This is a genomic window from Acidovorax sp. LjRoot194 (assembly GCF_964253015.1).
In the GTDB taxonomy this organism is placed as follows: Bacteria; Pseudomonadota; Gammaproteobacteria; order Burkholderiales; family Burkholderiaceae_C; genus Acidovorax.
Genome location: NZ_CAXUQB020000001.1, coordinates 1,923,264 through 1,935,945, shown reverse-complemented (window position 1 = coordinate 1,935,945; position 12,682 = coordinate 1,923,264). Strand labels below are relative to the sequence as shown.

The window sequence follows — 12,682 nt, the reverse complement described above, 5'->3', positions numbered from 1 at the left end:
GGACATCACAGCAGTGCACTGCACTGCACAATCCACACGATGCGATTGTTGCTGACCACTTTCTCGTTGCAGGACCTTCGCCACCATCCCTGGCGCAGCGCCGCGGCCGTTGTGGCAGTGATGCTGGGGGTTGCGCTGGCGTTTGCAGTGCATGTGATCAATGCTTCGGCGCTGGACGAGTTTTCGCAGGCGGTGCGGGCGGTGAACGGGCAGCCGGACCTGGAGCTGCGGGCAATGCAAGGCTCTTTGCCCGAGGCGCTGTATGGGCAGCTGGCCACGCACCCGCAGGTGGCGAGTGCCAGCCCGGTGCTCGAGCTGTCGGCAGTCGCGCGGGCCGTTCCGCAGCCACCCACAACGCAGGCACCGCAAGCCAATCCCTCAACGCCTGGCGCGGCATCGGCATCGGCATCGCCTCAGGGCACCGCGCTCCGTCTGCTGGGCGTGGACGCACTGCTCCTGCCTGGCATGGCGCCAGCGCTCATGCCGCGCCTGTGGCCTGGAGAAGAACGGTTGGCGCTGTTTGCGCCGGCGACCGTCTTTCTCAACGCGGCAGCGCTGCAGGCCCTGGGCTTGCCCGTCGCGCCGCGCAACCCGGCCGAGTCCGTGCCGTACATCCTGCTGCAGGCAGGCCTGCAGGAGCTGCCCGTACGGGTGGCCGGGACGGTGGCCGCGGGCGGTGCGCCGCTGGCGGTGATGGACATTGGCGCGGCGCAGGATTTGTGGGGCCGCGCGGGGCAGTTGAGCCGCATCGACATCCAGCTGCAGCCCGGCACAGACCGCAGCGCGTGGCAGCAGTCCGTGCGTGCCCTGCCCGGCTGGCCTGGCCAGTTGGTGTTTGCACAGCCTGGCGATGCGGCGCAGCGCATCAGCAATTTGTCGCGCGCTTACCGCGTTAACCTGACCGTGCTGGCGCTGGTGGCGCTGTTCACAGGGGCATTCCTGGTGTTCTCGGTACTGGCGCTGAGTGTGGCGCAGCGTGCGCCACAGTTTGCGCTGCTGGCCGTGCTGGGCGCCACGCCACGGCAGCGCCTGGCGCTGGTGCTGGCCGAATCTGCCGTGCTGGGCCTGGTGGGCAGCACCGCAGGCATTGCCCTGGGCACCGCCCTGGCGGCCACCGCGCTGCAGTTGCTGGGTGGCGACCTGGGCGGGGGCTATTTTTCAGGCGTGCAGCCTGCGCTGCAGTGGAGCGCGACAGCGGCTCTGGCCTATGGCGTGCTGGGTGTGCTTGCAGCGCTGGTGGGTGGCTGGTGGCCGGCGCGCGCAGCGCAGGCCTTGCCGCCCGCGCAGACCCTCAAAGGCCTGGGTGTCGCATCCGCGCAAGCAGGCCGCAGCATGGTGGGTGTGGTGCTGATCGCAGCGGGCGCGCTGCTGACGCGTGTGCCACCGGTGGCGGGCATTCCGCTCGCGGCCTACGTCGCCATCGGGCTGCTGCTGGTGGGCGGCATCGCACTGCTGCCCTGGGGCATGGCCTGGCTGCTGCATCGCCTGCAGCCGCTGGCCGCGCGGCATGCCTTGACGCTGCTGGCGCTGGAGCGCGCGCGCCGCATGCGCGGCACCGCCGCCATCGCCGTGGGGGGCGTGGTGGCCAGCCTGAGCCTGGCCGTGGCGCTCACAGTGATGGTGTCGAGCTTTCGCGGATCGGTCACGCAATGGCTGGACGCGGTGCTGCCATCGCCTTTGTACGTGCGCTCGGCGCTCAACGCACCGGGCAGCGACGCAGCGCTGCTGCCGGCGGGCTTTGCAGAGGCTGTCGCGCAACTGCCGGACCTGGAGCGCACGCAGCCCCTGCGTGCCAGCCCGGTGCAGCTTGACGCCACACGTCCTGCGCTCATGGTCATCAGCCGGCCGCTGGGGCCCGACCCGGCGCGCAACCTGCCGCTGGTGGGCGACGCTTTGCCGGTCCCCGCAGGACGCACGGGCGTCTACGTGAGCGAGGCGGTGGTCGACCTGTACGGCGTGCGCCCAGGCATGGAGTGGCCGGCATTGTCCAAGTCTTTTTCGCCTCTACCGCTTGCTCAGCAAACGCAACCAGCTATATTTCTTATAGCAGGCGTCTGGCGTGACTATGCACGGCAGTCCGGTGCCGTGGTGATGGACCGCGCGGTGTGGCTGCAACTGACGGGCGACGCCCGCACCAGCGACTTGGCCCTGTGGCCGCGTGAGGGCGCAGACCTGGAGGCCTTGCAGCAGTCCATCCGGGCGGTGGCAGCTGCCATCGCTAGAGGGGCGGTGGACAAAGGCGGGGCACCTGCCGCGGCGGGCGCTTCGCCAGCATCGGAATCCACGGCCATGACCACGACCAGATCCACATCGACATCCGCGGCAACATCAACAGCAACGTCAACATCAATGTCGGCAGACAGCGCAACAGCACTGGTGGAGTTCGTCTCGTCCGGCACCATCCGCGAGCGCTCGCTGCGCATCTTCGACCGCAGCTTTGCCGTCACCTACTGGCTGCAGGCGGTGGCCATCGGCATCGGGCTTTTCGGCGTGGCCGCAAGCTTCAGCGCGCAGATCCTCGCGCGCCGCAAGGAGTTCGGGCTGCTGGCCCACCTGGGACTCACGCGCCGGCAGATCCTGGCCGTGGTCGCCGGCGAAGGCGCCGCGTGGACTGGCGTGGGCGCTGTGGCGGGCGTGCTGCTGGGCCTGGCCGTGTCGGTGGTGCTGGTGCATGTGGTGAACCCGCAGAGCTTTCACTGGACGATGGACCTGGAGGTGCCGCTGTGGCGCCTTCTGGCACTGAGCCTGGCGGTGGTGGCATCGGGCACGCTCACAGCATGGGTCGCAGGCCGCGCTGCAGCGGGCAGCGATGCGGTGATGGCGGTGAAGGAAGATTGGTGACGTGATGGGCTGCGGCGTGACCGGCTGTGCAGACGGCGCTTGCCTCCGCTCACTGCTGCCACCGTTGTTCAGATGCCCGTTACAGGGGCCCAATTTCCGCAGTTTTGGATTGCGCATACGACGCTCCAATCAACGTCAAATGCCGAAAAACAGGCCCTCGGCGCCACTTAACCCGTGGCTCCGTAAGAGTTGTTTTGAAACGCAAACTGGGGCGCGCCGCAGCAGGTTTTTAGCGACCCTCACCCCTATCATGCCCGTCGATTTCGCGGCCCCTCAGGGTACGCGGCTACAACAAATATTCGAGGGCGAAGACGATGGGCAGGCCAGCAATGAGGCGGGGAGATTCGACGGAATCTGAAGGGGCGATCACACAGAGATCGCTCACGGTACTGGCAGGCCCACACGGGTTGACGTGTGCCCAAGCGGATCAAAACGCATGACCCGCCGCGTCACGATCCAAACCCCTTTGGGCGAACAACTGCAGTTTCGCAAACTCGACGGCACCGAGTCCTTGAGCGAGCTGTACTCGCTGGACATCGACCTGGTGAGCCAGAGCAAAAGCATCGACCCCAAGGCACTGCTGGGCAAGGCGGCATCGGTCGTGGTCGAGATCGAAGGCCTGGGCAAACGGTATCTGAGCGGCCTCGTGACGCACTTTGGCATGCAGGGGCAGGACCACCGCTGGGGGTCCTACCGGATGCGCCTTCGCCCCTGGCTGTGGGTGGCCACGCGCAAGACCGACTTCAAGATCTTCCAGCACAAAACCGTGCCGGACATCATCATGGAAGTGCTCGGCAAGTACGGCTTTCCCATCGAGAAAAAGCTCACCCGCACCTACCGCACCTGGGACTACTGCACCCAGTACGGCGAGAGCGACTACCAATTCGTGGCGCGCCTGCTCGAGCACGAAGGCGCCTACTACTACTTCACGCACAGCGCGGGCAGCCACACCCTGGTGCTGGCCGACGACATCGTGGGCTCGCACAGCCCGCTGCCCGGTGGCCACGTCATCCCGTTCTACCCACCGGGCAAGGCGGCCGTGGCAGAGCGCGAGCACTTCCACGCCTGGGAGCTGACCCAGGAAGTGCAGCCCGGACGCCACTACAACGACGACTACGACTTCAAGAAACCGCGGGCCGACCTCTCCAACATGCGCCAGAACCCTCCGGGGCACGAGCATGACAAATACGAGATCTACGAATGGCCCGGCGGCTACACCGAATTCCCGGACGGCGAGACCTACGCCCGGCTGCGCCTGCAGGAACACCTGGCCAAGCAAAACCGCGTGCTGGGCCGCGCCAACAAACGCAACCTGGCGCCCGGCTACACCATCAACCTGGAAAACTACCCCCGCGAAGACCAAAACCGCCAGTACCTGGTGCTCAGCGTGCACTACCACTTCGAAGAAAACCCCGAAGTGAGCAGCGCCAAGGCAGGTGGCGCCACGGCGACCAAGAACACGCAAGAGGCGGGCTCCATCCAGCAATTCGTGATGCGGGCGCAGCCCACGAGCAGCGACTACCGCCCCCCGCGCACCACAGAAAAGCCGCGCACCCGCGGCCCGCAGACCGCGGTGGTGGTGGGCCCGCCCGGAGAAGAAATCTGGACCGACAAGTACGGCCGCGTCAAAGTGCAATTCCACTGGGACCGCATCGGCGCGATGGACGAGAACTCCAGCTGCTGGGTGCGCGTGTCCACCAGCTGGGCCGGCCCGCAGTTCGGCGCCGTATTCATCCCGCGCATCGGCATGGAAGTGATCATCGACCACCTGAACGGCGACCCGGACTACCCCATCCTCACGGGCTGCGTCTACAACGCCGTCAACATGCCCCCCTGGAGCCTGCCGGGCAACGCCACGCAAAGCGGCATCCTCACGCGATCGAGCAAAGGGGGCGCTGCGGGCGCGGGCATGAAAAACGGCCCGGGCGACGCCAACGCCCTGCGGTTTGAAGACAAGGCGGGGCAGGAACAGCTGTGGCTGCACGCGCAGAAAGACCAGCTGACCGAAGTCGAGAACGATGAAGTCAAATGGGTTGGCAACGACCGCGAGAAGACCATCGACCGGGACGAGACCAACACCATCCACCGGGACCGCACCGAGACGGTGGACCGCAACGAGAAGATCACCGTGCACGGCTGGCGCACGGAAGAGGTCGATGGCGACGAGACCATCACCATCCACAGCAACCGCAAAGAGCGGGTGGACCACAACGAAAAGATCAGCATCGGCGACAACCGCAAGGAAAGTGTCGGCAAGAACGAGACGGTGAACATCGGCCTGACCAAGCGGCACACCATCGGGATCCTGTCCATGCTCAACGTGGGCGTGGTGCGCATGATGAACGTCGGGGTGGCGTACAGCCAGAACATCGGCGTGATGATGTCCACCATCGTGGGCAAGAGCCAGACCACCCAGGTCGGGCAGACCCAGAAAACCACCGTGGGCAAAGACTACGTGCTGGAAGTCGGCGCAGGTGCGGGACAAAGCGCGGCAGGAGACGGCGCGCCGACCGCAGCGGGTGCGGGAGTCAAGAACATCGTCGCGCCCACGGGTGCACCGGCGGGCGGAGGTGGCGGTGGTGGGGGCGATGCGCCCAGCTGCATCAAGATCGATGCGACCCAGATCTTCCTGGAGTCCAAAAAGATCCACCTCAACGCCAAGGAAGAGATCCTGCTCACCTGCGGCAGCAGCACCATCAAGCTCACCCCAGGCCAGATCGAAGTGCTGTCACCGCTGGACAAGCTCAATTGTTGATTTGAGCTGAGCTGAGCTGAGCTGAGCTGAGCTGATCAAAGCTGAGTGGAGCAGGCGTAGCACCCGTTTGCCGCACCAGCACGGCGGCAAACGGGTGCGCACACGCAGCTCGATCCACCACAAAAAACGCATTCATTCATAAAGAGAAGAGGGAATCACCATGGGCAAGCCGGCAGCAAGGCTGGGAGATCTGACGAAGTCAGGAGGGCCGATCACGCAGGGATCGCTGACCGTGCTGATCGGCTCGCAAGGGGGCATCGCCTGCTCTACCTGCCCCGGCGGCAAGGCCATCGGCAGCCCCGTCAACCCCACGCTGGGCGCCAAAGTGCTGGTGGGCACGGAAGACCTGGACTTTGCCTTGCCCGGCCCCATGCCGCTGGTGTGGCAGCGGCAGTACAGCAGCTACGTCAACGCAGAGCACGGCAGCGACTGCGGGCTGCTGGGCTACGGCTGGAAGCTGCCGCACGAGCTGAGCATCGAGCTCAAAGCCACACAGACCCTGCTGCGCGATGCGGGCGGGCGGGTCATCACGTTCGACGAAGCGCTGGAGCCGGGCCAGAGCCTGCACAGCGACAGCGAAGGGCTGCTGCTGATGCGCGGAGGCGGCATGGGGGTGGCGCAGGCCTTGTCTGCTCTGGCTGGTAATACCGAGAATCCTCCCGTTCCCACTACCGGCGCCAACCCTTACCCCAACACCGCAGAAGAACTCCTGCCCTGGCACCGGCAACAGCGCTGGGCCCACGTACCTGCCGCCGCCAAGGCCGACCCCAACTACCTGCTGGCAGCCACGCAGGGCGGGCGCACCGTCTGGCTCTTCAAGGTGCAAGCCGAGGGCTCTTCCAAAGGTTTCTGCCGGCTCATCGGCCTGATGGACGCCTACGGGCGCAGCCAGCACTACCAGCACGACGAGCGCGGACGCCTGCAAGGCATCACCGACGGGGCGGGCCGGCGCTATGCGCTCCTGTACAACCGGCCCAGCAGCGCAGCGACAGCCGCAGACGCAGGAACCGCCCCTGTCCCCACGCAAACCCTGGCAGGCCTGAACCCCGACAGCGGCCTGCGCCTGATCGGCGTGGATTGCACCTACAACCCGCACGACCCCGAGCATGCGGGTTCTGGCTCAGGCTCAGGCTCCGGTGCTGGCGCACAGCGGCACGACCCCATCCCCCTGGTGCGCTACCACTACAGCCCCCTGGGCGACCTCATCGCCGTGCACGCCCGCGACGGCCGGCGCACCCGCCAGTTCACCTACGACAGCGCCCACCGCATGGTCGCCCACCGGGTGGGCAGCGGCCCCGAGCACACCTACGTCTACGAAGACCAGCGCCAAGACCAGAAAGTCGCTGACGCCAGTGGCAACCCGCCACCCCGCCCCGGCGCCCGCGTGGCCGAGCACCACAACGAAGAAGGCCTGAGCTACTACTTCGACTACGAAGATGCCCACCCCCAGGACCCCAGGGCCGCCAGCTGCACCACCGTGCGCGACAGCCTGGGGCGCGTGACCCGGTACCACCACGAAGGCACCGGCGGCCTCAAACGCATCACCCGCGAGGTGCAACCGGACGGCAGCGAAGCACACTACCAGTACGACAGCGCAGGCCGGCGCATTGCCGCCACCGACGCCCTGGGGCGCACCACCCACTGGCGCTACGACGGCCAGGGCCACCTGCTCGGGGTGCAAGGGCCCGACGGCCGCAGCAGCCAGCAGCGCTGGGGCCTGCCCGGCACCGCCGCCGACGGCCTGCTGCTGCACAGCACCAGCGCCAGCGGCATCCACACCCACTACGAATACGACCCCTGGGCCCGCCTGGTACAGACCACCGTGGTGGCGGGCGACATCGCCCTCACCACCCACCTGGAATACCCGAGCGGGCCGCCCCACGCCGCCGCAGGCAACGCCCGCGCCTGGGTGGACCAGCCCATTGCGCTGATCGATGCCCAGGGCGGGCGCAAGACCCTGGGCTACAACGCCGTCGGCCAGCTGGCGAGCTACACCGACTGCTCGGGCCACACCAGCCGCTGGCAGCACGACGCCTGGGGCGAGCTCATCGAAGAGACCGACGCCCTGGGCCAACGCACACGCCACCAGCGCGACATCGTGGGCAGACTGCAGCAGACCGCCCTGGCGGACGGCACGCTGGTGCAATACCGCTGGGGCGACAACGACCAGGTGCAGGCCATCACGCTGGGGGCGTTGGCAAGTCCCACAGCACGGCCGTCCGATGCGTCGGTACAGACCACCACCATCACCTATGAGCACGACCTGTGGGGCCGCGTCACCGCGCAGACCCAGGCGGGCGCAAGCTTGCACCTGCGCTACGACGTGGCCGGGCGCCTGACCGAGCTGATCAACGAGAACCATGCAGTTACCCGCTTTGCCTACGACAGTGAGGACCGCCTGGTCCGGGAGACAGGGTTCGATGGGCGCAGCCAGAGCTACCGGTATGACGCGGCAGGCCAGCTGATCGAGAAGACCGATGCGCAGGACAGCGGCATAGGCGCGCCTGGCCAGAGCCCAGGAGACAGCCCCGGCACGGTGCGCAGCCGCTACCACTACGACAGCGCAGGGCGGCTGATCTACCGCGTGACCGGCAAGGTCGGCAACGTTGGTGCAGCGCAGCCAGCTACACCCGACAAGGGCGCCGACCTGCAGATCCACCACTTCGGCTACAGCGACAGCGGCGAACTCCTGGACACGCAGGGCTGGGAGATGGACTGGTCTGATCAGCCCAATCAGGTTGATGCGCCAGCCGCCCTGATCGCAGCTTGGCTGGAGCTGAGCACTGCGCAACTCAATGCCGCGCTTCACCAGCAGCGCGATGCCCAGGCGCAGACCAGCAACCCGTTGCTGCAAAATCTGCAAGTCCACTGGCTGCACCAAAGCAGCCGTGTGGAACTGCAGCGCGACGCCCTGAGGCGCCCCACTGGCGAAGTGCAAACGCTGTACAGCAACTCCAGCGGCGAGCCTGTCATTGAATTCGAACACCGCATCCACCACCGCCTGGGCGCCCTGGGGCAACGCGAGACCAGCGAACTGCAGGGTATCGGCCAGCTCGACTGGCTCAGCTGCGGTTCAGGGCACGTGCACGGCGTGCTGCTCAACCAGATGCCCCTGGTGGCGCTGGAGCGCGACAAGCTGCACCGCGAAGTGGGCCGCACCTTGCACCTGCTGCCTGGCGAGATGGCCAGCGCAGCGCTCACCCAGAGCCGCCAGCTCGATCCCCTGGGCCGCCTGCTGCACCAGCGCTGGCAAGGCCTGCCCGGACAAAACAGTGCCCCCGCCAGCGCAGCGCCCCTCATCGGCGGCCTGCGGCAACGCCGCTACACCTACGACAGCCTGGGCCAGTTGGTGGGCATCCAGACCCCGACCCACGCAGACGCGTACCAGTACGACGCCCGCCAGCGCCTGACAGGCCAGCGCAGCGCCAGTGCCCAGGGTGAGCAGCAAGCGCGCTGGAGACTGGACCCGGCGGGCAACCGGCTGCCTGACCCAGTGCCCGGCAAGAACTCGGGCGGCAACACCGCTACCGGCGCAGACTGGACCGCCCAGGTCCGGCAGCACCTGCACGACCCACGCTTTAACTTGCTGCAGCCCCAACCTACCACGGACAACCCTGCCACAGAGCACGTGGAGCGCTGGCAAGACAACCGCATCGGCTGGAGCCAGGGCGCAGATGATGAAGGCGCCATCCACTACCGGTATGACGACTGGGGCAACCGCACGGAGGCGCGCCACGGCGATGGCAGCACCACCGCCCTGCATTACGACGGCCTGCACCAACTCAGGCAAGTCACACGGATCGACCCGCAAGGACAGGTGCAAAGCAAAACCACCTACCGTTACGACGCGTTCGGACGCAGGGTGAGCAAGACACACCAACAGACTGACGAGGAAAGCCAAGCCACCCACTACGGCTGGGATGGGGACCGGCTGGTGCACACCCAATCCCACGGCCATATCCAGCACACGGTGTACGAGCCGGGCAGCTTTGTGCCGCTGCTGCAGATCGAGCGCCACAAAGATGGGCAGACCAACCCCGTCAAAACCTTGCTGGCCCTGGCCGGCAGCGGCGACGCACAAGCGCAAGAACCAGAGCTGCAGCAATGCGACCAAGAGATGCTGCACCAAGCGCTGAAGGAGGTCCTGCAACCGGGCTACCAGCTGTCCGCCTTGCTGCCGCAGGAGATGCGAAGCCAAGTGCAAGAGTCGCTGCAGCTCATCAAGGACACCCAAGCCCACATCGAAGATACCCACCCGCTGACCATCCGGCACTTCGTGACGGACCACTTGGGCACACCCATTGCGCTGGTGGACGCCAACGGACAAGAGGCTGGACAGGTGAGCTGGGCGGCCCGGTACGGTGCCTGGGGGGAGATCGAGCAGGAGTACAACCCCCGCTGCATACATCAACCCATTCGCTTGCAGGGGCAGCAGCTTGATGCAGAGACCGGACTGCATTACAACCGGTTTAGGTACTACGATCCCGGGGTGGGGCAGTATGTAACTCAGGATCCGATTGGTTTGCTAGGAGGAACTAATGGATCTTCTTATGTAGACCATGATTCACTGAACTCCGTTGATCCTTTAGGCCTTTTCGACCTTAAAAATAGAGGTCCGGTAAATTTCCCAACTAGACCTGGTCCGGGACAAAAGAGTATGTGTGCAACAGCTGAGTGCGCAGCTGGACTGCCACCTGCCAATTCGAGCAAACCCGAACTCCCACCCATTCAAGTTAAACCCACCTCTGGTATGACTTGTTCATACCGTGGAGGAGTCGGCCCTATAGGCGCGACAGTTGAATACAACAATGAAAACGGAGTTCAGTATGTTGGCGTGGGTCCGCAAGCTGGTTTGAGTGCAAGTTGCACTGCAGCAGGCCAAGAGTTAGTGGTTGGGAGTGGTCCGAAAGGAATAATTATCCAGGGCAACGCGTCGGCTGGAAATGGAATGTTGGGCATATCAGCTAAGGCAGCTGGGGGAGTGGGCGGGCTGTCTGGGAAGATTTCTCCAGGCGTAGGTACCGTTGGAGTATCAACAGGAGTTACGATTGGGTATAAGCCATGAATGATAATTCCATGCAGATTTTGGTGTGGATTGTTTTTTTTATAGCAATAGTGGGAATGGTACTTTGTCAATTTTTATTTCAAGAGCTGCAACGGGACTATCCTGATGAATTTATAAAAATTGGTTCCCCTCATATTATATTAAATAATACGCCGGGCAATAATTGGAAATTTACAAAATGGATTGCTGCAAATAACGGCAAAAAATTTGGTAAAAAAATCCGTGCTATTATAATTTCTATAAAAATAACAATCTTTATTGTTTGGCTTTACTTTGTGGGCGGATGTGGTTATTTGATTTTAAGGCTTGGCGGTGATGCTTGATTAATTCGGTTTGGAAATATGATTTTATTAAGATGCTTAAGGTGTCTATCCTTGCGCATCCGCTGCGCTCGTGAACGCGAACGGCGATCAAGCGGGAGACGTAAGCTGGGCCGACAGGTACGGCGCCTGGGGCGAGATCGAGCAGGAGTACAACCCCCACCACATCCATCAACCCATCCGCTTGCAGGGGCAGCAGCTTGATGCAGAGACCGGACTGCATTACCACCGGTTTAGGTACTACGATCCCGGGGTGGGGCAGTATGTTAGCCAAGACCCTATCGGATTAAGGGGAGGCTTCCACGCGTATCGCTACACAAATCAACCATTGCAACTTATAGATCCTAAAGGGCTAGAGGCCCAAATTGTAGGCCACTCTGCGGCAGGGCCTGTAGGTAGACTAACAAATCCTGACTCTTATCATCTCGCGATCCAACTTACTCCGGATGATAAAAACTGCGACTTGGGCGGTACTAGTACGCTGGGAGGCCAACCATCAGGCAATTTTGCAAACGGAAATCTCAAATCAGCACCAAATTATCCAGAAGATTCAAAAGGAATTGTTTCTCGACAAATTATTCCACGCCCGGAGGGAATGAGTGACTGTGAGTTTCTAAAAAAGCTAAAAGAGGCTTCAAAAGAATATTGTAACTGTCTGCCATACTCAAAACCAAGCATATCACCCGTCCCAGGATCTATAGATGGAAAAATGGATCCTGGAAAATACAATAGCAATTCATATGTATCAGGAATCATACAAAGAGCTGGAGGTGTTCCGCCCAGTCTTGAAACTGGCGGGCAATGGCAAGCTCCCGGCTACGCAAACCCTCTACCTATAACCAACATTATAGCCCCCCGTGGGCAAATTCTATATGCAGCCATGAAAGATATTTTCAAGTTATTATTGATGCTATGCATCTCCTGTTTTCTTTCTGTACTTTTTTCATACTACCTATATTATAATTTTAATTATCTCAAAAATGATGTACAAAGAGATTTACTATCCAGCTCAATAATAGCCTTCACCTACCTTCCAGGACTTAAATATGGATTGAAGAAGTGGATTATTTCAGGGGTAATTTTTACGCCCATTTATTTTATTATATTTTTTACTGCAGCCTGTTCTTTCTATAAAGATTGTATTTAGATAATTGCAGCAACTTACCCAACGAAGCAAACCCCGCTAAGTATTGGGGAGTATGAGTGCGGCAAAGGTAAGAAGGTGCATCCTACTGGGCACAGCGGCCAAACTTTCATGGTCCCAAGAGCGCCAGCCGGCCTAAGCCTCGCTCCACCACCCAGCGCTTGGACAGCTTAAAGATTTGCAGGTTTACGCTATTGGCAGAGACCGCCTCTTTTGCCTTGTCGGGCATCGTGCCTTGGTTTGCCCAAGCCATTCCGACTCTGTTACCGGTGGCCTGCTGTATTAACGCGCGGATGTGTTCGAATTGGACGCGCTGCTGTTCGTCGGCAGATGCAGCGTGCACCGTCCAAGCCATAACACTTCTTCATCGTTGACATCCCGTCGGTATGCCTGAAGGGCATAGTCGCAATCTATCGCAGTGTAACGTTCTGCTCGAAACTTAATCGTGCATTTGCGCGGATGACCTTTGCCCGATGATTGTGCCGTTCAGGACATTGTGCGCAGCGAACAGCGTGCTAGTGCCGTGGCACGTTTAGTGTGCGTCATAGTTTGAATTT

6 protein-coding genes are annotated in these 12,682 nt (G+C 62.5%); 5 read left to right on the top strand and 1 reads right to left on the bottom strand.

Going from position 1 to position 12,682, the window contains the following annotated elements; all coding sequences use genetic code 11:
• Positions 1-39 precede the first annotated feature (39 nt).
• The 5 genes from ACSQ3N_RS08830 (at position 40) to ACSQ3N_RS08810 (ending at position 12,128) form a co-directional block, all read left to right on the top strand.
• Positions 40-2,841 carry an ABC transporter permease gene (locus ACSQ3N_RS08830; protein ID WP_436146069.1) on the top strand — a complete coding sequence of 934 codons (2,802 nt, stop codon included), beginning with the start codon at positions 40-42 and terminating at the stop codon, positions 2,839-2,841.
• A 436-nt stretch (positions 2,842-3,277) separates the two neighbouring features.
• The gene (tssI, locus tag ACSQ3N_RS08825) at positions 3,278-5,596 is read left to right on the top strand and encodes a type VI secretion system tip protein TssI/VgrG (protein ID WP_436146068.1); all 2,319 of its coding nucleotides are present in this window, start codon (positions 3,278-3,280) and stop codon (positions 5,594-5,596) included.
• 160 nt (positions 5,597-5,756) lie between these two features.
• Positions 5,757-10,661 (top strand): RHS repeat-associated core domain-containing protein, encoded by a 4,905-nt coding sequence (locus ACSQ3N_RS08820; RefSeq protein WP_436146067.1) that lies wholly within the window; start codon positions 5,757-5,759, stop codon positions 10,659-10,661.
• Complete coding sequence (locus ACSQ3N_RS08815; protein ID WP_156371867.1) at positions 10,658-10,984, top strand: hypothetical protein; 327 nt, start codon at positions 10,658-10,660, stop codon at positions 10,982-10,984. The genes ACSQ3N_RS08820 and ACSQ3N_RS08815 overlap by 4 nt, the downstream gene beginning before the upstream one ends.
• Positions 10,985-11,054: 70 nt before the next feature.
• Positions 11,055-12,128, top strand: a complete 1,074-nt coding sequence (locus tag ACSQ3N_RS08810) for an RHS repeat domain-containing protein (RefSeq protein WP_082516705.1) — start codon at positions 11,055-11,057, stop codon at positions 12,126-12,128.
• A gap of 106 nt (positions 12,129-12,234) precedes the next feature.
• Here the strand turns inward: ACSQ3N_RS08810 and ACSQ3N_RS08805 are convergent, their stop codons facing one another.
• On the bottom strand, positions 12,235-12,480 hold the full coding sequence (locus tag ACSQ3N_RS08805) for a hypothetical protein (RefSeq protein WP_056162415.1): 246 nt from the start codon (positions 12,478-12,480) through the stop codon (positions 12,235-12,237).
• Between the last annotated feature and the right edge of the window lie 202 nt (positions 12,481-12,682).